The sequence below is a fragment of the Paracoccus salipaludis genome, from assembly GCF_002287065.1.
In the GTDB taxonomy this organism is placed as follows: domain Bacteria; phylum Pseudomonadota; class Alphaproteobacteria; order Rhodobacterales; family Rhodobacteraceae; genus Paracoccus; species Paracoccus salipaludis.
This window is the reverse complement of the sequence record NZ_NSJZ01000005.1, coordinates 107,544-130,150: the sequence shown is the minus strand read 5'-3', so window position 1 is coordinate 130,150 and position 22,607 is coordinate 107,544. Positions and strand designations below refer to the sequence as shown.

The 22,607-nt window shown below is 70.0% G+C and carries 19 protein-coding genes; 11 read left to right on the top strand and 8 right to left on the bottom strand.

Annotated elements, in window-relative coordinates; genetic code table 11:
• Positions 1-9 precede the first annotated feature (9 nt).
• On the top strand, positions 10-507 hold the full coding sequence (locus tag CK240_RS08300) for a hypothetical protein (protein WP_135058810.1): 498 nt from the start codon (positions 10-12) through the stop codon (positions 505-507).
• A 39-nt stretch (positions 508-546) separates the two neighbouring features.
• Here CK240_RS08300 and CK240_RS08295 read toward each other — a convergent pair whose 3' ends face one another.
• Positions 547-1,173, bottom strand: a complete 627-nt coding sequence (locus CK240_RS08295) for a ribonuclease T2 family protein (protein WP_095639876.1) — start codon at positions 1,171-1,173, stop codon at positions 547-549.
• A 156-nt stretch (positions 1,174-1,329) separates the two neighbouring features.
• Between CK240_RS08295 and CK240_RS08290 the strand changes: the two genes are divergently transcribed.
• A complete protein-coding gene (locus CK240_RS08290) occupies positions 1,330-2,073 on the top strand; it encodes a DUF1013 domain-containing protein (protein WP_095639875.1) in 744 nt (247 codons plus the stop codon).
• Between the two features lie 19 nt (positions 2,074-2,092).
• Here CK240_RS08290 and mutS read toward each other — a convergent pair whose 3' ends face one another.
• The gene (gene mutS / locus CK240_RS08285; RefSeq protein ID WP_095639874.1) at positions 2,093-4,720 is read right to left on the bottom strand and encodes a DNA mismatch repair protein MutS; all 2,628 of its coding nucleotides are present in this window, start codon (positions 4,718-4,720) and stop codon (positions 2,093-2,095) included.
• 132 nt (positions 4,721-4,852) lie between these two features.
• Here mutS and CK240_RS08280 point away from each other — a divergent pair, with 132 nt between their 5' ends.
• Together CK240_RS08280 and CK240_RS08275 are read left to right on the top strand one after the other, a co-directional pair.
• Positions 4,853-5,686 carry a 2-keto-4-pentenoate hydratase gene (locus CK240_RS08280; protein ID WP_095639873.1) on the top strand — a complete coding sequence of 278 codons (834 nt, stop codon included), beginning with the start codon at positions 4,853-4,855 and terminating at the stop codon, positions 5,684-5,686.
• 84 nt (positions 5,687-5,770) lie between these two features.
• Complete coding sequence (locus CK240_RS08275; protein WP_095639872.1) at positions 5,771-8,053, top strand: NADP-dependent malic enzyme; 2,283 nt, start codon at positions 5,771-5,773, stop codon at positions 8,051-8,053.
• A 14-nt stretch (positions 8,054-8,067) separates the two neighbouring features.
• Here CK240_RS08275 and CK240_RS08270 read toward each other — a convergent pair whose 3' ends face one another.
• Genes CK240_RS08270 through CK240_RS08260 form a run of 3 tightly spaced genes read right to left on the bottom strand, consistent with a single transcriptional unit; the run spans position 8,068 to position 11,267 of the window.
• Positions 8,068-8,697, bottom strand: coding sequence for a hypothetical protein (locus tag CK240_RS08270; RefSeq protein ID WP_095639871.1), 630 nt, complete (start codon positions 8,695-8,697; stop codon positions 8,068-8,070).
• Positions 8,698-8,750: 53 nt separating this feature from the next.
• Entirely contained in the window at positions 8,751-9,632 is an 882-nt protein-coding gene (gene trhO / locus CK240_RS08265) for an oxygen-dependent tRNA uridine(34) hydroxylase TrhO (RefSeq protein ID WP_095639870.1), read from the bottom strand.
• Positions 9,633-9,680: 48 nt separating this feature from the next.
• A complete protein-coding gene (locus tag CK240_RS08260; protein WP_205957787.1) occupies positions 9,681-11,267 on the bottom strand; it encodes an SLC13 family permease in 1,587 nt (528 codons plus the stop codon).
• A 175-nt stretch (positions 11,268-11,442) separates the two neighbouring features.
• On the opposite strand from CK240_RS08260, the gene pncA reads away from it, so the two are divergent.
• Both pncA and pncB read left to right on the top strand, forming a co-directional pair.
• The gene (gene pncA, locus CK240_RS08255) at positions 11,443-12,036 is read left to right on the top strand and encodes a bifunctional nicotinamidase/pyrazinamidase (RefSeq protein ID WP_095639869.1); all 594 of its coding nucleotides are present in this window, start codon (positions 11,443-11,445) and stop codon (positions 12,034-12,036) included.
• Positions 12,033-13,340 (top strand): nicotinate phosphoribosyltransferase, encoded by a 1,308-nt coding sequence (pncB, locus tag CK240_RS08250; RefSeq protein WP_095639868.1) that lies wholly within the window; start codon positions 12,033-12,035, stop codon positions 13,338-13,340. Before pncA ends, pncB begins: the two co-directional genes overlap by 4 nt.
• A 100-nt stretch (positions 13,341-13,440) precedes the next feature.
• Here pncB and CK240_RS08245 read toward each other — a convergent pair whose 3' ends face one another.
• Genes CK240_RS08245 through CK240_RS08235 form a run of 3 tightly spaced genes read right to left on the bottom strand, consistent with a single transcriptional unit; the run spans position 13,441 to position 15,824 of the window.
• Positions 13,441-13,827, bottom strand: a complete 387-nt coding sequence (locus tag CK240_RS08245; protein WP_095639867.1) for a type II toxin-antitoxin system VapC family toxin — start codon at positions 13,825-13,827, stop codon at positions 13,441-13,443.
• Positions 13,824-14,108 carry a type II toxin-antitoxin system Phd/YefM family antitoxin gene (locus tag CK240_RS08240; protein WP_095639866.1) on the bottom strand — a complete coding sequence of 95 codons (285 nt, stop codon included), beginning with the start codon at positions 14,106-14,108 and terminating at the stop codon, positions 13,824-13,826. Before CK240_RS08240 ends, CK240_RS08245 begins: the two co-directional genes overlap by 4 nt.
• A gap of 51 nt (positions 14,109-14,159) precedes the next feature.
• A complete protein-coding gene (locus CK240_RS08235; RefSeq protein WP_095639865.1) occupies positions 14,160-15,824 on the bottom strand; it encodes an NAD+ synthase in 1,665 nt (554 codons plus the stop codon).
• 158 nt (positions 15,825-15,982) lie between these two features.
• Here CK240_RS08235 and CK240_RS08230 point away from each other — a divergent pair, with 158 nt between their 5' ends.
• The 5 genes from CK240_RS08230 (at position 15,983) to CK240_RS19195 (ending at position 22,374) form a co-directional block, all read left to right on the top strand.
• Positions 15,983-17,545 carry an MORN repeat-containing protein gene (locus CK240_RS08230; protein ID WP_095639864.1) on the top strand — a complete coding sequence of 521 codons (1,563 nt, stop codon included), beginning with the start codon at positions 15,983-15,985 and terminating at the stop codon, positions 17,543-17,545.
• Positions 17,542-18,465, top strand: a complete 924-nt coding sequence (locus CK240_RS08225) for a glycosyltransferase family protein (protein ID WP_095639863.1) — start codon at positions 17,542-17,544, stop codon at positions 18,463-18,465. The genes CK240_RS08230 and CK240_RS08225 overlap by 4 nt, the downstream gene beginning before the upstream one ends.
• Positions 18,466-18,661: 196 nt before the next feature.
• On the top strand, positions 18,662-19,234 hold the full coding sequence (gene petA, locus CK240_RS08220; protein ID WP_095639995.1) for a ubiquinol-cytochrome c reductase iron-sulfur subunit: 573 nt from the start codon (positions 18,662-18,664) through the stop codon (positions 19,232-19,234).
• Positions 19,235-19,245: 11 nt separating this feature from the next.
• Complete coding sequence (locus CK240_RS08215; RefSeq protein WP_095639862.1) at positions 19,246-20,571, top strand: cytochrome b; 1,326 nt, start codon at positions 19,246-19,248, stop codon at positions 20,569-20,571.
• A gap of 930 nt (positions 20,572-21,501) precedes the next feature.
• Positions 21,502-22,374 (top strand): cytochrome c1, encoded by an 873-nt coding sequence (locus tag CK240_RS19195; RefSeq protein ID WP_420818618.1) that lies wholly within the window; start codon positions 21,502-21,504, stop codon positions 22,372-22,374.
• Positions 22,375-22,607: the final 233 nt, after the last annotated feature.

Genomic DNA, 22,607 nt, shown 5'->3' with positions numbered 1-22,607 from the left:
GCTGTTCTGGTGTCCGTCGTCGCGGCCGGGTTGGCTGCGGGGTGGCTCGGGCGCGCTGCATGGGAGCCCTCGCGTCCCGAGGCGATGCTGACCTTGTTCCGGGACCATTGTGTCCCATTCGCCCGCGCGGCAATGCCGGTGCAGCCTCGGTCGCCGCTGCGCCAGCTGCGGATAGACAATGCCCGGGAATACTGGGGTGATCCGCGAAGCCGTCTTGTTGTTGAACACGCAGGCAGAACATGCGCCGTCACGGACATCATCGCCCCCCTTTCCGACGCTGAAGCCGCCGAACTCCACACCCTTGTGCGAGAGGCCGTGGCGAAGGATTTCCCGGGCCTGATGGTCGAGGACGGCAACGAGCTTGGCTGGGACATCTTCGTGCTCTGGCACAACAGCGCCCTGCCAGGGACACGCGACCGTTGGGGGGTCACCCTAGCGCGCGTTCCCAGCAGTCAAGGTGGGCAAACCAGCCTGAGCCTTTCTGCACCCGCTGGCCAGACGGCCTGAACGCGGTTTCGCAAGGCATGGGGCCGGGTGGGTGGTCCTTCAGCCCGGCGCCTCGATCAGCATCCGCGCGCGGCAGTCCCGCCGGACGTCCGGGGCGCAGGCGCGGGGCTGCAGGTCCCGGGTCAGGCAGATGCGAACCTCGTCCAGCCGCCCCTCGTCGCAGGTCACGGTGATGCCGTCGCGGGTCAGGCCGGGATTCACGTCGAGAAAGGCGTCCTCGACCATCGCGGCCTCAACCCGGACGTCGCGCGGCAGCAGGCGCAGCACGGGAGGAATCCCGACCGATTCCGCGGCCTCCCGGGTCGCCTGGTAGTAGTCTGTCCCCGAAAGGCCGGAACAGCGGCCGTGCTTCTGCCACTGGTACCAGGCGAGCCCCGCCGAGCCCATGATGTCCTCCATCGCGCGGCTTTCCCGGCGGGACGGGTCGCGCTGGCGCGTCTCGCACCAGTCCGGCCAGCCGCGTTCGTGCTGGGGCCATAGGCCGTGGACGACGAAGCCGACGCGCCGGCCGGGCGCGCATTGCGCGGCGTCGCGCGTCCGGCCTTCCGTGGCGCACCAGCTTGGCGACCAGCTGAGCGACAGGACGTAATAGTCGAACTCGCCCGCCCCGTCCTGCGCGGCCAGCGGCAGCGGCGTCAGCAGGGCGAAAAGGGCAAGGCGCTTCATGCGTCCGAACCTAGGGCCCGCGCGTTCAACGAAAAAGGGGGTTCAAACGGCGGGGGTCGAAGCGTATATGGGGCGGCAATTCCCCCCGAAATTGTGGACTGGCCACGCGGCCGACCCGGTTTCCCGGCCGAGAGAGATTTTGCGAAGGAGCAACCCATGAACAAGCCGCTGATGGCCAAGGCGACCGCCGTCTGGCTGGTCGACAACACCACGCTCAGCTTCAAGCAGATCGCGGATTTCTGCGGGATGCACGAGCTCGAGGTGCAGGGCATCGCCGATGGCGACGTCGCGGCGGGCGTCAAGGGCTTCGATCCCGTGGCCTCGAACCAGCTTGACCCTGTCGAGATCGAGAAGGGCCAGAAGGACACGGCCTACAAGCTGAAGCTCAAGCACAACCCCGCCGCCGAGGGCGAGGAGCTGCGCCGCGGCCCGCGCTACACGCCGTTGTCCAAGCGCCAGGACCGCCCCGCCGCGATCCTGTGGCTGGTCAAGTTTCACCCGGAACTGGCCGATTCGCAGATCGCCAAGCTGGTCGGGACGACCAAGCCCACCATCGCCTCGATCCGTGACCGGACGCATTGGAACATCCAGAACATCGCGCCGATCGACCCGGTGGCGCTGGGCCTCTGCCGCCAGTCGGAACTGGACGCCGCCGTCCAGAAGGCCGCCAAGTCCAAGACCGAGGTCATGTCGGACGACGAGCGCCGCAAGCTCGTGTCCACCGAATCGAGCCTGGCCATGCCCGACGAGCCGCGCCTGCCGTCCTCGATCGCGGGGCTGGAGAACTTCTCGCTGACCCGCGACGAGGAGAAGCCGCAGGCGGATCTCGACGCCGACAGCTTCTTCAACCTGCCCGACAGCGACGAGGGCGACGACGAGGACGAGGCCGGCAACCGCTGACCGGTCCCGCGCGCCCCTTTCAGGCGGGGCGCGCCAGCGTCACCAGTTCATAGACGAGATCCAGCGCCTCGCGTGGGCTGAGCGTGTCGGGCTGGAGACCTTGCAGCCGCTCCTCGACCGCCGAGGACCTGGGCTGGGGAACGGGCGCGGGCGGGGCCGAGCGGAACAGCGGCAGGTCGTCGATCAGCGCCGCCGGCCGCGCCGCACCGTCGCGGGCGCCCGCTTCCAGCGCGTCGAGGATTTCGCGCGCGCGTTCCACCACCGCCGGGGGAAGCCCGGCCAGCCGCGCCACCTGCACGCCATAGCTGCGGTCGGCGGCGCCCCTGCGGACCTCGTGCAGGAAGATCACCTCGCCGTTCCATTCGCGGACGGCGACGGTGGCGTTCTCGACGCCCTCCAGCTTGGCGGCAAGCTGGGTCATCTCGTGGTAGTGGGTGGCGAACAGGGCGCGGCAGCGGTTCGCGCCGTACAGATGCTCCAGCACCGCCCAGGCGATCGACAGGCCGTCCCAGGTCGCGGTGCCGCGCCCGATCTCGTCCAGGATCACCAGCGCGGCCGGATCGGCCTGGTTCAGGATGGCGGCGGTTTCCACCATCTCGACCATGAAGGTCGACCGCCCGCGCGCGAGGTCGTCCGCAGCCCCCACGCGGCTGAAAAGCTGCGACACCAGCCCGATATGCGCACGGGCGGCGGGCACGAAGGCCCCTGCCTGCGCCAGCACGGCCATCAGCGCGTTCTGCCGCAGGAAGGTCGATTTCCCCGCCATGTTCGGCCCCGTCAGCAGCCAGATCGCCGGGGTCTTGCCGTCCGTCAGGGCGCAGTCGTTGGCGACGAAGGGCTCTCCTTTCCGCTTCAGCGCCCGTTCCACGACCGGGTGGCGGCCGCCCTCGATCACGAAGGCGCGGCTGTCGTCCACGAGGGGCCGGGTCCAGCCCTCGCCGGCCGCGAGGTCCGCGAAACCGGCGGCCACGTCGATCTCGGCCAGTGCGCGTGCCGCCTGCCCGATGCGGGCGGACTGGTCCAGCACGGCGCGCAGCAGCCGGTCGAAGACCGCGCGCTCCAGTTCCAGGGCGCGGTCGCGGGCGTTCAGGATGCGGGTTTCCAGTTCCGACAGCTCGACCGTGGTGAAGCGGATCTGGTTCGCCGTCGTCTGGCGGTGGATGAAGCGCGCGTTCAGCGGCGGCGCGAGCATCCGTTCGGCATGGGTGGCCGTGGTCTCGATGAAATAGCCCAGCACGTTGTTGTGCTTGATCTTCAGGCTGGAGACGCCGGTTTCCGCGACATAATCGCCCTGCATCCGGGCGATCACGCCGCGCCCCTCGTCGCGCAGCGCCCGCGTGTCGTCCAGTTCGGCGTCAAAGCCCGGCGCGACGAAGCCGCCGTCACGCGCAAGCAGCGGGGGGTCCGCCACCAGCGCCTCGTCCAGCAGGTCGATCAGCGCGTCATGGCCGACGAGGTCGCTCGCCGCCTCGGCCAGCAGCGGATCGTCACCGCCGATCAGCGCGGCGATCCGCACCGCCGCCGTCAGGCCATTGCGGATCGCCGCGAGATCGCGCGGCCCGCCCCGCTCCAGCGCCAGCCGCGAGAGCGCCCGGTCCATGTCGGGCACCCGCGCCAGCGTGTCGCGCAGGTCGGCGGTCAGGCGGGCGTTCTCGACCAGCGCCGCCACGGCCGCCTGCCGCCGGTGGATCAGGGCCAAGTCGCGCGAAGGCGCCGAGATGCGGCGCTCCAGCAGGCGCGCGCCGGGGGCGGTCACGGTGCGGTCGATGGCGGCCAGCAGCGACCCCTCGCGCCCGCCGGACAGCGCCTGCGTCAGTTCCAGGTTGCGCCGGGTGGCCGCGTCGATCTGCATGGCGCCCGCGCCGCTTTCGCGCACGGGCGGCGACAGGCGCGGCATCCGGCCGCGCTGGGTCAACATCAGGTAATCCGCGATGGCCCCCATGGCCGACAGCTCGGCCCGGGTGAACTGGCCGAAGCCGTCCAGCGTCTCGACCCCGTAAAGCACGCAAAGCCGGTGCACGGCGGCAGTGGAGTCGAAGCTCGCCGCCGAAAGCTCGGTCAGGGCGGCGCCGGCCTCGGCGGCGATGTCGTCCAGCCGTGATCCGTCCAGCGCCAGTAACTCGCGCGGGGCGTGGCGGGCGAGCTCCGGCCCCAGCCGCACCTGCGGGCAGGGGGCGACCCGCAACGCGCCCGTGGAAATGTCCACCCAGGCCAGCGCGCAATCGTCCCGCACCGTGGCGAAGGCGGCGAGGAAGTTGTGCCGCCGCGCTTCCAGCAGCGATTCTTCGGTCAACGTGCCGGGCGTCACCAGCCGCACCACGTCGCGGGCGACGACCGACTTGGAGCCGCGCTTCTTCGCCTCGGCCGGGTCCTCCATCTGCTCGGCGATGGCGACGCGGAAGCCCTTGCGGATCAGGGTCAGCAGATAGCTTTCGGCGGCATGGACGGGGACGCCGCACATGGGGATCGGCTCGCCCCCGTGCGTGCCGCGCCTGGTCAGGGCGATGTCCAGCGCGGCGGCGGCGGAAACCGCGTCCTCGAAGAACATCTCGTAGAAATCGCCCATCCGGTAGAACAGCAGCGCGCCGGGGTTGGCCTCGCGGATCGCGAGATACTGGGCCATCATCGGGGTCGGCTGGTCGGTCATGGTCGGGCCTTCACACGGAACCTTGCCGTTCTAGAGGGGCCAGCGCGGCTTTGGAACCGGGCTGCCGGATTCCATTGGACAGGGGCGGGGCCCGCTGGCAGCGTTGACCGGAACGGGAAAGGGGAGGTTCCCATGAAACTGATCGCTGCCGCGCTGGTGCTGGCCGCGGGGCCGGCGCTGGCCGACTGCCCGCCGCCCGCGCAGATGCAGGAGGCCGCGCGCGCCTGGCTGGCGGGCGAGCGCCTGCCCGATCCGGGCGCCGCCACCGTCGAGGATGCCGCCTGCGCCTATGATGCCTATCGCCAGGTGCTTCAGGCCGAGATGGGGTCGCCCGTCGGCTGGAAGGTCGGCTTCACCTCGAAGCCCGCGCAGGAACGCTTCGGCGTCACCGCCCCCGTCGCGGGGGCGCTGTTCGCGCCGATGATCCTGAAGGACGGGTCCGAGGTGTCCCTGGCGGGCAGCCGCTCGCCCTTCTACGAGGCGGACCTGGTCGTGACCGTCGCCGACGCCGCCATCAACGAGGCCACCACGCGGGAACAGGTCGCGGCCAGCCTGTCCGACGTGCGGCCCTTCATCGAACTGCCCGACATGGCGCTGGCCGAGGGCGTGAAGCCCACCGGGCCGATCATGGCCGCCTATGGGGTGATCCCCTGGCGCGGGGTGATCGGGCAGGGGGTGGCCATGGCCGACCTGCCGGACCCGGTGGCCGACCTCGCCGCGCTGACGGTCAGCCTGAAGGCCGGGGGCGCGGAACCCGTGACCGGCACGGGCGAGATGCTGCTGGGCCATCCTCTGGACGTGGTGCTGTGGCTGATCGGCCATGGCGGCGCGCGGCTGGAACCGGGGCAGATGATCTCGCTGGGTTCGCTCAGCCCGCTGGTCGAGGCGAAGCCCGGCCTGACGGTGACGGCGGATTACCGGATCGGCGGCAGGCCCATGACGGTGTCGGCGCGGCTGGCGGATTAGGCACGGACAAGGGGCGCCGGGACGCATTGCGCAGCGCAGGCGCTTGCGGCCATTCTGGCGCGACAGGAACGGGGAAGGGGAAACATGACCGACAGCAACCAGCCGCAGCGATCGCGCATCACGCCCGAGGAGGCGCTGGCCTATCACCTCGAGCCATGCCCCGGAAAGCTCGAGATCGTGCCCTCGACGCCGATGGCGACCCAGCGCGACCTGAGCCTCGCCTATTCCCCCGGCGTGGCCGTCCCGGTCCAGGCCATCGCCGAGCGCCCCGAAACGGCCTATGACTATACCACCAAGGGCAACCTGGTGGCGGTGGTCTCGAACGGGACGGCGATCCTCGGCCTCGGGAACCTGGGCGCGCTGGCCTCGAAGCCGGTGATGGAAGGCAAGGCGGTGCTGTTCAAGCGCTTCGCCGACGTGAACGCCATCGACATCGAGCTGGACACCGAGGACCCCGAGGAGATCATCCGGGCGGTCCGCCTGATGGGGCCGAGTTTCGGCGGCATCAACCTGGAGGACATCAAGGCGCCCGAGTGCTTCATCATCGAAAGCCGTCTGAAGGAGATGATGGACATCCCCGTCTTCCATGACGACCAGCACGGGACGGCGGTGATCTGCGCGGCGGGCCTGATCAACGCGCTGGAACTGTCGGGCAAGCGCATCGAGGACGTGAAGATCGTGCTCAATGGCGCGGGGGCGGCGGGGATCGCCTGCCTCGAACTGCTCAAGGCGATGGGCGCGCGGCACGAGAACTGCATCATGGCCGACACAAAGGGGGTCATCTGGCAGGGCCGCACCGAGGGGATGAACCAGTGGAAGTCGGCCCATGCGGTCGCCACCGAAGCCCGCACGCTGGCGGACGCGATGGTGGACTGCGACGTCTTCCTGGGCGTGTCGGCCAAGGGCGCGGTCACGCAGGAGATGGTGAAGTCCATGGCCCCGAACCCGGTCATCTTCGCCATGGCCAACCCCGACCCCGAGATCACGCCCGAGGAAGCCCATGCCGTCCGGCCCGACGCCATCGTGGCGACGGGCCGCTCGGACTATCCGAACCAGGTCAACAACGTGCTGGGCTTCCCCTACCTGTTCCGGGGTGCCTTGGACATCCACGCCCGCGCGATCAACGACGAGATGAAGATCGCCTGCGCCCGCGCACTCGCCGAGCTTGCCCGGCAGGACGTGCCGGACGAGGTGGCGGTGGCCTACGGGCGCAAGCTCAGCTTCGGGCGCGACTACATCATCCCGACTCCCTTCGACCCGCGGCTGATCCACGTGGTGCCGCCTGCGGTCGCCCGCGCCGGCATGGACACGAGCGCGGCGCGGCGCCCGATCATCGACATGGAGGGTTACGTCCAAACGCTGCGCCAGCGCATGGACCCGACCGCCTCGATCCTGCAGGGCATCCATGCGCGGGCGCGGCAGGCGCAGGCGCGGATGATCTTTGCCGAAGGCGACGACCCGCGCGTGCTGCGCGCGGCCGTCGCCTGGCAGCGCGGGGGCCTGGGCCGCGCGCTGGTCGTGGGGCGCGAGGCGGACGTGGCCGAGAAGCTCGCGGCCGAGGGGATGGCCGACGCCGTGCGGGAACTCGAGGTCGTCAGCGCCCTCACCTCGCCGCATCTGAACGCGTATCACGAGACGCTCTACAAGCGGCTGCAACGGCAGGGCGTGGACCGCGAGGACGCGCTGAAGCTCGCCCGCCGCGACCGGCACGTCTTCGCGGCGCTGATGCTGGCGCATGGGCATGGCGACGCACTGGTGACAGGGGCCACGCGCAAGGCCTCGCATGTGCTGGCGCAGGTGGGGCAGGTCTTCGACGTGCGGCCGCAGGACGGGGCGGTGGGCATCACGGGGGTGCTGCACAAGGGCCGGATCGTGCTGGTCGCCGACACCCTGGTCCATGAATGGCCCGAGGCCGAGGACCTGGCCCTGATCGCCACCCGCGGCGCCCATGTGGCCCGCGCCCTGGGGATGGAACCCCGCGTGGCCTTTCTGTCCTTTTCCACCTTCGGCCATCCCGTCAGCGAGCGGGCGACCAAGATGGCCGAGGCGCCGAAGGTGCTGGACCGGCAGGGCGCCGATTTCGAATACGAGGGCGAGATGACGGTGGACGTGGCCCTGAACCCCGAGGCCGCGGCCCGCTATCCCTTCAGCCGCCTGACGGGCCCCGCGAACGTCCTGGTGGTGCCTGCGCGGCATTCGGCCTCGATCAGCGTCAAGCTGATGCAGGAAATGGCGGGCGCCACGGTGATCGGCCCCATCCTGACCGGCGTGCCGAAACCGGTCCAGATCTGCGGCACCGGCTCGACCGTGAACGACATCCTCAACATGGCGGCCATGGCGGCGGGCCGGGTGGGACAGGTGGCCTGAGGCGCGGGCTTGCGTCAAAGAAGGACGTGATCCGCCGCAAGCGGCCCGTGATCGGAAATGATCACCACGTCCGGTCCGAAGTCGATGCCCGGATCGGGCGCAAACGGAAGGACCAGCAGGTCGAACCAGGCTTCTGCCTCCAGGGGCATGGCCGGAGAGCCCGCGCCATCGGCAGGGTCACGGCTGGGCGGGCCGGGCAGGAAGATGAAGGCGTCCGCCTGCGCGGTCTGGTCGAGCCAGTCGCGGTCCGATGGCTCGGGCAGGTCCGGGCGCGCCTGCGCATGGGGCCAGTCCCGGGGTGAAATGCCGTGCGGCGGGTCGGTTGCAACGCCGTGCCCGGGCCGGCCGGCCGCCTCGGCCCGGGACAGGACCACGGCAGCCGCGGGGCGATCTCCGGCCTCGTCGGCGACCGCCCGGGGCGCCTGCGGATGACCCCACGCCCCATGGCCCGACTCGACGGCTGCCGCTTGCGCCCTTGCAGGAACCGCAGGGTCCCAGAGCGGGGCCGCCGCCCCGTCCCTCCGGCCCATGCCGGCAGGGTCGTCATCCTCCCCGAGGACGAGGAGGGGCGAGGCGCCGAGGAAAGGAAACAGGATCTCGGCACTGGTCGGGCGGATGCCCGTGCCGCGAGGAAGGATCGTCATGGTTGCCCCTTGAAGGATATCCCTCGCTTTACAGGGCAGAGTCTAATATCCGGTTAAGTCAGCTCTCCCCGTTCGGCCTGCCGCTGACGGTCGCGGAAGCGGGCGCGGTCCGCCTCGGTGTATTCACCGGCGCAAAGGTGGCAGCACACGCCCTCCTCGTATTCGGGGCGGGCGGTATCCCCGGGCGCAAGCGGCCTGCGGCAGGCGTGGCAGAGGACATGACCGCCGGGCTGAAGCCCGTGGGTCAGGCTGACGCGGCGGTCGAAGACGAAGCAGGCGCCGTCCCACAGGCTTTCGCCCTCGGGCACCTCTTCGAGGTATTTCAGGATGCCGCCCTGAAGGTGAACGACCTCGGGCACGCCCTGGCCCACAAGGAAGCTCGTGGATTTCTCGCAGCGGATGCCGCCGGTGCAGAACATCGCCACGCGCTTGCCGGCGAAGCGCCCGGCGTTTTCGGCCCACCAGTCGGGAAACTCGCGGAAGCTGCGGGTGCCGGGGTCGATGGCGCCGCGGAAGCTGCCGATGGCGATCTCGTAATCGTTGCGGGTGTCGATCACGACCGTGCCGGGATCCGAGATGACGGCATTCCAGTCGGCGGGCGGGACATGGCGGCCGACGCGGGCGGCGGGGTCCACGCCGGGCTGGCCCATGGTCACGATCTCGGGCTTCACGCGCACCTTCATCCGGCCGAAGGGAAGGGCTTCGGAGGCGCTTTCCTTCCATTCCAGGCTTTCGAAGCCGGGCCAAGCGCGAAGATGCGCCAGCACGGCCCCGATCCCGTCGCGGGGGCCCGCGATGGTGCCGTTGATCCCCTCGCGGGCAAGGATCAGCGTGCCGCGCACTCCCTGCGCCCGGCAGAGCGCCAGCAGGCGCTCGCGCCGGGTGTCGGGATCGGGCAGCGGGGCAAAGTGGTAAAGGGCGGCGACGGTGAACATGGGCGCGGCCTAGTCCAGCCGCGCCCCCGAAGGCAAGCGGGCAGGGGGTCAGAACGCGACGCCCATCGCGATCGGGCCCAGCAGATAGACCGCCAGCGTGATCAGCAGGACGCTGACCGTGTTCATCAGCACCCCGCCGCGCACCATCTGCGCCATGGTGACGCGGCCGGTGGCGAAGACGATGGCGTTGGGCGGCGTGCCGACCGGCAGCATGAAGGCAAGGCTCAGCGCCAGCGTCGCGGGCACCAGCAGCAGCAAGGGGTCGATCCCGATCCCCGGCGCCACGGCGCCCAGGATCGGGATGATCGTCGCCGCCATGGCGGTGTTCGAGGCGATCTCGGTGATCATCACCACGATCGCCACCAGCGCCACCACCACCCAGACGGTCGGCAGGCTGCCCAGGCCCGACACCCTCTGCCCGAACCAGGCGTCCAGCCCGGTCGAGGACACCGCCGCGGCAAGGCTGAGGCCGCCGCCGAACAGCAGCAGCACGCCCCAGGGCAGGCCCTCCTCGGCGTCCTTCCAGTCCAGCAGCATCTGCGTCCTGCCGCGGCCGGGCAGGATGAACAGCAGGATCCCCGCCGCGATGGCGGTCGCGGTGTCGTCGAAACTGCCCAGCCAGGGCGCGGCGGCCCTCAGGGCGGGGACCGAGGCAAGGATGCTCGGCACGGTCCAGAAGAAGGCCGCGCCCAGGAAGACCAGCAGCACCATCCGCTCGCCCTGGCTCAGGGGCCCCAGGTCGCGGATCTGCGCGTCGATCAGCCCGCGGCCGCCGGGGATCTCGGGCAGGTCGAAGCGGTACATCACCCGCGTCATCAGGACCCAGCCGACGAGCACGAAGACAAGGGCCAGGGGCACGCCGATCATCATCCACCTGACGAAGCTGATCTCGCGCTCCAGCGTTTCGGCGGCATAGCCCGCGAGAATGGCGTTGGGCGGGCTGCCGATCAGCGTTCCGATGCCGCCGATCGAGGCCGACCAGGCCACCGCCAGCACGATGCAGACGCCGAAATTGGCGATGTTGCGGTCGCCCACGGACGCGGTGATCGACGCGCCCGCGGCCAGCGCCTGCGCGTCGGCCGCCCGGCCGCTGCGCTCGAGCACAAGCGCCAGCACCGAGGTGGCGATGGGCAGCATCATCAGCGCGGTTGCGGTGTTGGACACCCACATCGACAGGAAGGCGGTGGCCAGCATCAGGCCCAGCACCATCCGCCGGGGCTGCAGCCCGACCCGTCTCAGCGTCAGAAGGGCGATCCGCAGGTGCAGGTTCCATTTCTCCATGGCGATGGCGATCAGGAAGCCGCCAAGAAACAGGAAGATCGTGGAACTGGCATAGGGCGCGGCCGTCTGCCCCACGGACTGCCGGGTCAGCGCGGGGATCAGCACGATGGGCAGCAGCGAGGTGACAGGCAGGGGCACCGCCTCGGTCATCCACCAGACCGCCATCAGCGCCAGGATTCCCGCGACCGCGCGGGCGTCGGGCGTCAGGTCCGGCTGCGCGCCGAGAAGGGCGTGGACGACCACGGCCACGACCACGCCGAGCGCGCGCAGGAACCACATCATCGCCGCCGGGCGTCCGGGGGGAACGTCCTCCTCCAGGTCCCGCGACGCTTCCATCCGGCTGTGGTCGGTCATTCCTCTGCTCCTCGGTTCCGGCGGGTCCGGGATCGATCAGGTCGGTTCGGACCTGCCGCCAGCGCCGCAGCCATGCGCGTGCCGCAATGTTCGCCCCCAGGCTGCCACGACCGGCCTTCACATTGACGCAACCCGGCAGGCTTCCTAAGGTTCGGCGTCCATTCCGGGAAATCCCATGCGCGCCCTGATCGTTGTTGATCTTCAAGTCGATTTCTGCCCCGGCGGCGCGCTGGCGGTGGCGGGCGGCGACGAGATCGTGGGGCCTGTCAACGCGCTGATGGCCGAGCATGATGCCGTTGTGCTGACCCAGGACTGGCACCCGGCGGATCATTCCAGCTTTGCCAGCAACCATTCCGGCGCGCAGCCCTTCGGGACCGCGACCCTGCCTTATGGCGATCAGGTCCTGTGGCCCGACCATTGCGTCATCGGCTCGGACGGGGCGGCCTTCCACCCCGGCTTGGACCTGCGCCGCGCGGACCTGATCGTCCGCAAGGGCTTCCGGCGGGAAATCGACAGCTATTCCGCCTTTTTCGAGAACGATCGCCGGACGCCCACGGGCCTTGCGGGCTACCTGCGCGACCGCGGGCTGACGGACTTGCGGTTCGTGGGCCTTGCCCATGATTTCTGCGTGGCCTGGTCGGCCCTCGACGCGGCGCGGCTGGGCTTTTCGGCCACCGTGATCGAGGGTGCGACCCGCGCCATCGACCTCAACGGCTCGCGCGAGGCCGCGCAGGCCGCCATGCGCGCGGCAGGAGTGACGCTTTCATGATGACCCCGACCGTCGACATCGCCACGCGCGTTTATAACCACAAGTGGAAGATCGACCCGATCGTCCGCTCGCTGATCGACACCGACTTCTACAAGCTGCTGATGTGCCAGTCGGTCTTCCGCTACCGGCCGGACGTGGACGTGACCTTCCGGCTGATCAACCGCTCGAAGGACATCCGGCTTGCGGACCTGATCGACGAGGGCGAGCTGCGCGAGCAGCTGGACCACGTGCGCAGCCTGTCCTTGGCGCGGGGCGAGTCGACCTGGCTGCGGGGCAACACCTTCTACGGCAAGCGCCAGATGTTCCGCCCCGACTTCATGGAGTTCCTGGAAAACCTGCGCCTGCCCGCCTATCACCTGGAAAAGCGCGAGGGCCAGTACGAGCTGACCTTCGAGGGCCGCTGGCCCGAGGTCATGCTGTGGGAAATCCCGGCGCTCGCCATCATCATGGAGCTGCGCTCGCGGGCCGTGCTGAAGGATCTCGGCCGGTTCGAGCTTCAGGTGCTCTACGCCCGCGCCATGACGCGGCTGTGGGAAAAGATCGAGGCGCTGCGGGGGCTCGGCCCCGACCTCAGGATCGCCGATTTCGGCACGCGGCGGCGGCACAGCTTCCTGTGGCAGGACTGGTGCGTGCAGGCCATGATCGAGGGCCTGGGCGAGCGCTTCACCGGCACCTCGAACTGCCTGATCGCCATGCGCCGCGACATCGAGGCGATCGGCACCAATGCCCATGAACTGCCGATGGTCTATGCCGCCTTGGCCGAAACGGACGAGGAGCTGCGCCAAGCCCCTTACCGCGTGCTGGCCGACTGGCACGAGGAACACGACGGCAACCTGCGCGTGATCCTGCCCGACACCTACGGCACGCCGGGGTTCCTGCGGAACGCGCCCGACTGGCTGGCCGGCTGGACCGGCATCCGCATCGATTCGGGCGACCCGGTGGCGCTGACCGAATATGCCATCGACTGGTGGAAATCCCGGGGCGAGGACCCCGCGCAGAAGCTGGTGATCTTCTCGGACGGGCTGGACGTGGACGAGATCGCGGCGCTGTTCCGCCGCTTCCACGGCCGCATCAAGGTCAGCTTCGGCTGGGGCACGCTTCTGACCAACGACTTCCGGGGGCTGGTGCCGGGCGACGGGCTCGCGCCCTTCAGCCTGGTCTGCAAGGCTGCCGCCGCGAACGGGCGCCCCACGGTCAAGCTGTCCGACAACCCCGAGAAATCGACCGGCCCGGCCGACCTGATCCGCCACTACCGGCAGGTCTTCGGCACGACCGAAGGGCAGCGGTTCGACCTGGTGGTGTGAGCGGAACAGCAGGGTGCGTGCCGGGCGCGCACCCTGCGGGCTTCAGTGCGGGCAAGCGCAGGGTACGTGGCTTTCGCGCATCGCGACCCTCCCGCCGGCCTCAGACCATCCGCACCGGCCCGCCATAGGCGGCCACCCGGCGGTCGGCGGTCAGAAGCTGCATCCCCTCGGTCATGGCCTGCGCGACCAGCATCCGGTCGAAGGGATCGCCATGCACCGGAGGCAGCGTCGGAATGGCAAGGCAATGCCGCCCCTCGACCGGCAGCTCAAGATAGCCGTTCGCCAGCAGCCCGGCGCGGAAGGGTGCCGGATCGACCGTGAAATCGGCGCGGCCCTGCGCGAACTTGATGGCGATCTCCCACAGGCTCGCGGTGCTGAAATGCAGCCGGTTCTCGGGATCGCTCATCAGCGTCACGGCATCTCGGGGAAGCTTCTGCATCGCCACCGCACCCCAGATCAGCAGATGCGTGTCGATCAGGAGGTTCACGCCTCGGGCTTCCGCCGGTCGGGCGGGACGTAAAGCCCGCTGCCGTCATACTTGCCCTCGAACATCGCCTGGATCTCGTCAGCCATCATGTCGTCGAAGTCGTCGGGCACCTCGAACTGGCCCTGCATGAAGCCGAGCCGCCGCGGCGCGGGCTGCTCGACCAGCGTCACCTTGACCACCGGCTTGCCCGCGCGGGCGATGATGAAGGGCTCGCCCTTTTCCACGCCCTCGACAAGGCGGGACAGGTGGGTCTTGGCCTCGTGCATGTTGACGGTCTTCATGGCGGCACCCTCTGGTGGACTAACCCAACCTAGTCCACCGGGGCCTTCCGTTCAACCGCCCGCCGGGTCGCGCCACCGGTTGACCAGCGGATAGCGCCGGTCGAGCCAGAAGGACCGGGGCGAGACGCGCGGCCCGGGCGCGGCCTGGTAGCGCTTCCACTCGCTGCCATAAAGCAGCCGCTCGACCTGCCGCACCGTGTCGCCGTCGAAGCCCCGCGCCACTAGGTCGGCAACCGAGCCGTCCTTTTCGACCAGCCCTTCGAGAATCGCGTCCAGCACCTCGTAGGGCGGCAGGCTGTCCTGGTCGGTCTGGTCGGGGCGCAGTTCGGCCGAAGGCGGTTTCTCGATGATCGCCGTCGGGATCACCTCGCCCGCCGGACCCTTCATCCAGGGGCGGTGGTTCGCGTTCCGCCAGCGGCAGGTCGTGAAGACCCGCGTCTTGTAGAGGTCCTTGATCGGGTTGTAGCCGCCCGCCATGTCGCCGTAGATCGTGGCATAGCCCACGCCGACCTCGGACTTGTTGCCGGTGGTCAGCAGCATCTCTCCGAACTTGTTGGACAAGGCCATCAGCAGCACGCCCCGCAGGCGGGACTGGATGTTCTCCTCGGTCAGGTCGGGCGTGGTGCCGGCCATGACCTCGGACAGCGCCTGCGTCACCGCGCCGACCGGCCCGTTGATCGGCAGGGTGTCGAGGCGGATGCCCAGCCGCCGCGCCAGGTCCTCGGCGTCGTCCAGCGAGCCTTGGCTGGAATATTCCGACGGCAGCCGCACGCCGCGCACGTTTTCCGGTCCCAGCGCGTCGGCGGCGATGGCCGCGACCAGCGCCGAATCGATGCCGCCCGACAGGCCCAGCAGCACCTTGCGGAAACCAGACTTGCGCGCGTAGTCCGCCAGTCCCAGGCAGATCGCGCGGTAATCCTGTTCCCATTCATCGGGCTGGGGGACCATCTCGCCGCGCTCGGCTTGCCAGCCTTCGGAAGTGCGGGTGAAGTCGATATGCGCCACCGCCTCCTCGAAGGGGGCAAGCTGGACGACCTTGTGGCCGCCCGGGTTCAGGACAAAGGACGCCCCGTCATAAACCTGGTCGTCCTGCCCGCCCACCAGGTTCAGGTAAACCAAGGGCAGGCCCGTCTCGACCACGCGCGCGACCATGTGGCCCATGCGCAGGTCCAGCTTGTTGCGGTGATAGGGGCTGCCGTTCGGCACCACCAGGATCTCGGCCCCCGTCTCGGCCAAGGTTTCGGCCACGCCCGGCCACCAGGCGTCCTCGCAGATGGGGCTGCCGATGCGGACGCCCTCGACCGAGAAGGGCCCGCTGATCGGGCCGGGATCGAACAGGCGGTATTCGTCGAACAGTTCCTTGTGCGGCAGCTCGTGCTTGAGCACCCGCGCCGTGATCCGCCCGCCTTGAAGCACCAGCCAAGCGTTGTGCAGCTTGCCGTCCAGCCGCCAGGGCGCGCCGATGCCGATGGCGGGGCCGTCCGCGCAATCGGCGGCCAGCCGTTCCACCACCCGCAGGCAGTCGTCCAGGAAGGCGGGCTTCAGCACCAGGTCCTGCGTCTGGTAGCCGGTCAGGAACATCTCGGGCAGCGCCAGCATCTGCGCGCCCGCGGCCTTTGCCTGGTCCCAGGCCGCGCGGGCCTTGGCGGCGTTGCCCGCAAGGTCGCCCACGGTGGCGTTCAGTTGCGCGATGGTCAGGCGGAAGCGGTCGGTCATCGCGGGGTCTCCGGTCGGTTTCCCGCGACGATAGGGCGGGGACCGGGCAAGGGGAAGACGCCCGCTCACGGTCTCGGGCTTTGCGCGGCGGCCCGGGCTGCGCTAGACCGGCGCCGAACAGCGGGCGGCAGACCCGCGACCACGAAAGGCTTGAGGCGATGAAACCCGCAATCCTCCTCGCGGCGCTTGCCGGTCTGGCGATCCCCCTGGGCGTCCCTTCCGCCCATGCGCAGGCGGCCGCCGTGGTGACCAAGCAGTATGACGATGGCGGCGTCTACGAAGGCACCTTCCGCAACGGCCTGCAGCACGGGCGCGGCACCTACACGCTGCCCTCGGGCTATCGCTACGAAGGCGACTGGGTGGACGGAGAGGTCCGGGGCATGGGCCGCGCGACCTATCCCAACGGCTCGGTCTACGAGGGCCAGTTCGAGAACGGAAAGCCCCACGGCAAGGGCAAGATCACCTATGCCGACGGCGGCACCTATGAAGGCGACTGGGTCGGGGGCGAGATCACCGGCCAGGGCCGCGCGACCTATGCCAACGGCTCGACCTACGAGGGCGGGTTCGAGAAGGCGCTGCACCACGGCAAGGGGCTGCTGAGCCAGCCCGACGGCTACCGCTATGACGGCGACTGGGTGCATGGCGTGCGCGAAGGAAAGGGCAGGATCACCTATCCCGACGGGTCGGTCTACGAAGGCGGGATGCTGGCGGGGATGCGCGCGGGCCAGGGCAAGCTGACCATGCCGGACGGGCTGTCCTACGAAGGCGTCTGGGCGGCGGGCCAGATGTCGGGGCAGGGGCGGCTCGTGCAGCCCTCGGGCGACATCTACGAGGGCACCATGGTCGCCAACCGGCGCGAGGGCCAGGGCCGCGCGACCTATGTGAACGGCGACGTCTACGAGGGCGGCTTCCGCGCCGACAAGCGCCACGGCGCCGGCGTCTTCACCGGCACGGACGGCTATCTTTATGACGGCGACTGGGTGGACGGCCGGATGGAAGGCCAGGGCCGCATACAGTATCCCGACGGCTCGGTTTACGAAGGCACGCTCAAGGCCGACCAGCCGGACGGCAAGGGCAAGATCACCTATCCCGACGGCGCGGCCTACGAGGGCGACTGGGCCCTTGGCGTCATCCAGGGGCAGGGCAAGGCGACCTATGCCAACGGCCTCAGCTACGAGGGCGGCTTCAAGGACGCGAAGAACGACGGGCTGGGCACCATGTCGCACCCGGACGGCTATGTCTACACGGGCGCCTGGAAGGACGGCCAGCGCCACGGCGAGGGCGCGGCCACCTATCCCGACGGCACCACCTATCGCGGCGGCTTCGTGAAGGGCCTGCGCGAAGGGCAGGGCGTGCTGATGACGCCCGACGGCTTCCGCTACGAGGGCGGCTGGAAGGCCGGTGAGATCGACGGGCAGGGCGTCGCGACCTATGCCAACGGCGACGTCTACGAGGGCAGCTTCGTCGGCGGCAAGCGGCAGGGCATGGGCGTCATGCGCTATGCCAGCGGCCGCGTGGCCGAAGGGCAGTGGCAGGACGACCGGCTGGCCTCGGAAGGCGACGCGGGCGCGGCCCCCTCGGCGGCGCTGCCTGCCGATCCCTCAAGCGAGGGCGCGGCCCAGACCCCGCCGGCAGCGGGCGGGCCCGCCGCCGAAGGTGCCGTCCCGGCTCCGCCGACCGAGGGCGGCGCGGCCCCGGCAGGCGAGGACCCGCGCGGTTGACGGACGGGGCCGCGTCCAGCGCGCCCGACACCAGCCGCCGCGCGCTGGCCTCCGTCACGATGGTGCGCGGCGACCACGAGATGCTGGCGCGCTGGATCAGCCATCATGGCGCGCTGGCCGGCACGCGCGAGGCCCTGCACATCGTGGCCCATGGTTCCGACCCTCGGATCTCCGGGCTGGCGCAGGGCTGCTCGCAGATCGTCCTGCCCTATGACCCCGAGGGCCGCGACTTCGAGCCGCGGCGCGTGGCGATGTTCTTCGGCCTTGTCGCGGGTCTTCTGGGCTATTACCGCCACATCGTCGTGCTGGACACGGACGAGTTCCTTGTTGCGGCGCCCGACTGCGCGCCGGCGCGTGATCTGGCCGGCTACCTGGACAACGCGGACCTGCAGGGGGTGGCCCTGTCGCCCCTGGGCTTCGACCTCGTCCACCGCCCCAGCGTAGAGCCGGGCGCCCTGGACTGGACCCGTCCGATCACCGCGCAGCGCCGCCACGGCTTCATGCATGTCGCCTATTCCAAGCCCTGCATCTTCCGCCGGCCGCCGCGGAAAGGGGGCAACCAGCACCGGCTGAGGGATCAGCCGATGCAGATCGACCCCAACCTGATGCTGCTGCACCTGCGCTTTGCCGACAAGGATCATGGCCTGCGGGTCAGCAGGCAGCGCAGCGAAACCGTGGCCCGCTTCGATGCCGCGGGCAGCGGACACCGAATCGGGACATGGACGGATCGCGAGGGCCACCTGGCCCAGGCGATCGCCGACATCGAGGCCTCCCCCTGTCCCGACCTGCGCCTTGCCGACCGGCGGCGGTTCTCGATTCGGCAGATGGAGCTTTACGCCCGGCACGGCGGACGCGTCCTGTGGAAGCGCGGCAGGTCCTCCGCCTACCGCCTGCCGGACGAATGGGTCGGATGCCTGTGATCCGGGGCCACGGCCCCGCTTCCCCGGACGTCACAAATCCCACACATGCGGCCAAATGCGTCAGCCCGGAACCGGCTGGCGGCTGGACGGGCGCAATCCGTGCCGCTAGAACCGCCGCTGCGAGGGCTGTCCCATGGACGGCCCGACCTGTCGTATCGGCCCGGCCCGCAGGTCGGCCCCGAATTGGAGATTGACCGTGTCCCACGCTGAAGACCACGCAGGAGACCACGGCGCCACCCGGAGGGACTTCCTCTATTACGCGACCGCCGGTGCCGGCGCCGTTGCGGCCGGGGCAGCCGCCTGGACCCTCATCAACCAGATGAACCCGTCGGCCGACGTGCAGGCGCTGTCCTCGATCCAGGTGGACATCAGCGGCGTCGCCGAAGGCACGCAGCTCACCGTGAAATGGCTGGGCAAGCCGGTCTTCATCCGCCACCGCACCGCCGAGGAAATCGAGCGCGCGCGCGCCGATGACGGGGCGGCCCTGATCGACACGCAGTCGCAGAACGCCAACAAGCCCGACACCAGCGCCGCCGACCAGAACCGCACCCTGGACGAGGAAGGCCGCTGGCTGGTCCAGATCGGCGTCTGCACCCACCTGGGCTGCGTGCCGATCGGCGACGGGGCGGGCGACTTCGGCGGCTGGTTCTGCCCCTGCCACGGGTCGCATTACGACGCCTCGGGACGCATCCGCCGCGGGCCTGCGCCGCAGAACCTGCATATCCCGGTCGCGTCCTTCACGGACGACACCACCATCAAGCTGGGCTGAGGAGCGCGAGCATGTCCGCCGGTATTCCGACCGATGACTATGAACCCAGGACCTCGGCCGAGCGCTGGATCGACCGGCGCCTGCCGATCGTCCGGCTGATCGTCGATTTCACCACCCTTCCCACGCCCAAGAACCTGAACTGGATGTGGATCTGGGGGATCGTGCTGACCGTCTGCCTCGTGATGCAGATCGTCACCGGCATCGTCCTGGCGATGCACTACACGCCTCACGTGGACCTGGCCTTCCGCTCGGTCGAGCACATCATGCGCGACGTGAACGGCGGCCATTTCCTGCGCTACCTGCACGCGAACGGCGCCTCGCTGTTCTTCTTCGCGGTCTACCTGCACATCTTCCGCAACCTTTACTACGGCAGCTACAAGCCGCCGCGCGAGATCACCTATATCATCGGCATCCTGATCTTCGTCCTGATGATGGCGACCGCCTTCATGGGCTACGTGCTGCCCTGGGGCCAGATGTCCTTCTGGGGCGCGACCGTGATCACGGGCCTGTTCGGGGCGATCCCGGGCATCGGCGCGACGATCCAGACCTGGCTGCTGGGCGGCCCGGCCGTGGACAACGCCACGCTGAACCGCTTCTTCTCGCTGCACTACCTGCTGCCCTTCCTCATCGCCGCGCTTGTGATCGTCCACTTCTGGGCCTTCCACACGACCGGCAACAACAACCCCACGGGGATCGAGGTGCGCCGCACCTCGCGCGAGGAAGCCGACCGCGACACCGTTCCGTTCTGGCCCTACTTCGTGATCAAGGACCTGCTGGCGCTGGTCGCCATCCTGGTGATCTTCTTCGCCGTCGTGGGCTTCATGCCGAACTACCTCGGCCACCCCGACAACTACATCGAGGCGAACCCGCTGGCGACGCCCGCGCATATCGTGCCCGAATGGTACTTCCTGCCCTTCTACGCGATCCTGCGCGCCTTCACTGCCGACGTCTGGGTGGTGATGGCCGTCAACTGGCTGACCTTCGGCATCGTGGACGCCAAGTTCTTCGGCGTGCTGGCGATGTTCGGCGCGATCATCGTGATGGCGCTGGTGCCCTGGCTTGACACCAGCCGGGTCCGTTCGGGCCGCTACCGGCCGTCCTTCAAGTGGTGGTTCTGGATCCTGGCGGTCGACTTCGTCGTCCTGACCTGGGCGGGGGCGATGCCGGCGGAAGGGATCTACCCCTATATCGCGCTGGCCGGCGCCACCTACTGGTTCGCCTACTTCCTGGTGATCCTGCCGCTGCTCGGCGTGATGGAACGGCCGTCGCCGATCCCGAACACCATCGAAGAAGACTGGAACGCTCATTACGAGCGTCTGACCACCCCCGCCGAGTAAGGAGAGGCGCGAATGTCCCTGAGAAACGTCACGCTCACGGCGGTCGCGGCCCTGTCCCTCGGGATGGCGGCGAATGCCCAGACGACCATGACGGTGCCGCTGAACGAGCCCGGCACCGAGGCGCCGGCCCCCGCGGGGCCGGGCACCACCGTCACCCGCGACTCCGACGGCACCAGCACGGTCGAAACGAACGGCGCCGTGCCGCGGCCCGAGGGCGTCGCCCCGCAGCCGCCCGACATCGGCTTCACCGGCGGCACCCCGGACCTGCCCAGCACCTCGGCGCCGATGGACACCACCGGCACCGGTCCCGTGCAGCAGCGCGTGGGCCAGCCCCGCGCGGGCAGCACCGGCCAGATCGGCCAGGGCGAAATGACCGGTGAGCCCGCCGACACGACCGGCGTGACGCCGGGCGGCGGCGCGCCCTCGGGCGCGGACGTGGGCGACGAGGATGCCGGCGGCGCGACCGACGGCCCGACCTCGACCCCCGCCAATCCCGAGGCCGACGCCACGGCCGACGAGCGCGCGACGCCCGACCAGCCCGCGCCCGCCGCGGACATCCCCGAGCCGACCGGCGCCGAGCCGGAGGTGGTCGAGGATCGCAGCGCCGATGTCATCACCCCGACCCCCACCGCCGAGCCGGGCGAGCCTCCGGCCGCGCCGAGCTTCGGCCTGCCCGACGAGGCGACCGAGGCACAGGCCGCCGCCCCCGTCCCCGCCGCCGAGGGTGCGGTCGAGGCGGATGCGCCGGACACCGACGTCCCGGCCTCTCCGGCCGAGGGCAGCACCGCCGATCCGCAGTCCGAGGCGACCGGCGAGGCCGCCCCCGCGGCCGGAGCGGATGCCGCGGCCGCGCCGGAAGCCGGTGCCGAGGCTGAAGCCGGCGCCGATGCCGGGCTGGAGGTCGCCCCGGGCGACGAGGCCCCGGCCGCGATCCAGAACCCCGACGAGGCCCAGGCCGAAAGCGCGCCGGTCGATACCGCCGCCGCGACCGAGACCGAGGGCGCAGAAGGGGCCGAGGGCGAGGTTCCCGCCGATCACGGCGTCGCTGCCGATGGCGGCGCGGCCGTGCATCACCAGGAGATCCACGACGTCGCCTACAGCTTCGAGGGGCCGTTCGGGAAATACGACCAGTTCCAGCTGCAGCGCGGCTTGCAGATCTACACCGAGGTCTGCTCGGGTTGCCACGGGATGAAGCAGGTGCCGCTGCGCACCCTGTCCGATCATGGCGGCCCCGGCCTGCCCGAGGACCAGGTCCGCGCCTATGCCGCGCAGCTCAGCGTCGTTGACGCCGAGACGGGCGAGGAGCGTCCGCGCGTCCCGACCGACCACTTCCCCCAGATCGTGGGCCAGGGGATGGGTCCTGACCTGTCGCTGATGGCCAAGGCGCGTGCCGGCTTCCACGGCCCCTACGGCACCGGCCTCAGCCAGCTGGTCAACGGCATGGGCGGGCCCGAGTACATCTACTCGATCCTGACCGGCTATACCGGCAACGAGAAGGAGCAGGCGGGAAGCGTGCTTTACGAGAACACCGCCTTCCCCGGCGGCTGGATCTCGATGGCGCCGCCCCTGTCGGACGATGCCGTGACCTTCGAGGACGGCTCGCCCACCGACCTGCACAGCCTGGCCAAGGACATCTCGGCCTTCCTGATGTGGACGGCCGAGCCGAAGATGATGGCGCGCAAGCAGGCGGGTCTTGTCTCGGTGCTGTTCCTGATCGTGCTGTCGGTGCTGCTGTACCTGACCAACAAGCGCCTGTGGTGGCCGATCAAGCACCGCAAGGACGTGCCCGGCGACGGCTTCTGAGCCAGCCCGCCCCCGGTGAAACAAGCGCGCCCCTTCGGGGGCGCGTTTTCGTTTCAGGGGGGCGCCTGCATTCTTCCGGATCGCCCGAAGGGCGGGGGCCAGCCCCCGCACCCCCGGGATATTTGGACGAAGAAGATGGGCACTGGACGGGCGTGGCGGGCACGGGCCTGCCCCTGTGCAGGGCAACGGATCGGGGCGGCAGTGCTGGATGCGGGCGAGAGACCGCCACGGCC

Coding starts and splice junctions, on each gene's coding strand:
- CK240_RS08290 (WP_095639875.1), top strand. CDS start 1,330: ATGAACAAGCCGCTGATGGCCAAGGCGACCGCCGTCTGGCTGGTCGAC.
- CK240_RS08270 (WP_095639871.1), bottom strand. CDS start 8,697: ATGACGATCCTTCCTCGCGGCACGGGCATCCGCCCGACCAGTGCCGAG.
- CK240_RS08230 (WP_095639864.1), top strand. CDS start 15,983: ATGAAACCCGCAATCCTCCTCGCGGCGCTTGCCGGTCTGGCGATCCCC.
- pncA (WP_095639869.1), top strand. CDS start 11,443: ATGCGCGCCCTGATCGTTGTTGATCTTCAAGTCGATTTCTGCCCCGGC.
- CK240_RS08260 (WP_205957787.1), bottom strand. CDS start 11,267: ATGACCGACCACAGCCGGATGGAAGCGTCGCGGGACCTGGAGGAGGAC.
- CK240_RS08275 (WP_095639872.1), top strand. CDS start 5,771: ATGACCGACAGCAACCAGCCGCAGCGATCGCGCATCACGCCCGAGGAG.
- mutS (WP_095639874.1), bottom strand. CDS start 4,720: ATGACCGACCAGCCGACCCCGATGATGGCCCAGTATCTCGCGATCCGC.
- CK240_RS08215 (WP_095639862.1), top strand. CDS start 19,246: ATGTCCGCCGGTATTCCGACCGATGACTATGAACCCAGGACCTCGGCC.
- CK240_RS08235 (WP_095639865.1), bottom strand. CDS start 15,824: ATGACCGACCGCTTCCGCCTGACCATCGCGCAACTGAACGCCACCGTG.
- CK240_RS08240 (WP_095639866.1), bottom strand. CDS start 14,108: ATGAAGACCGTCAACATGCACGAGGCCAAGACCCACCTGTCCCGCCTT.
- CK240_RS08295 (WP_095639876.1), bottom strand. CDS start 1,173: ATGAAGCGCCTTGCCCTTTTCGCCCTGCTGACGCCGCTGCCGCTGGCC.
- trhO (WP_095639870.1), bottom strand. CDS start 9,632: ATGTTCACCGTCGCCGCCCTTTACCACTTTGCCCCGCTGCCCGATCCC.
- CK240_RS08280 (WP_095639873.1), top strand. CDS start 4,853: ATGAAACTGATCGCTGCCGCGCTGGTGCTGGCCGCGGGGCCGGCGCTG.
- pncB (WP_095639868.1), top strand. CDS start 12,033: ATGATGACCCCGACCGTCGACATCGCCACGCGCGTTTATAACCACAAG.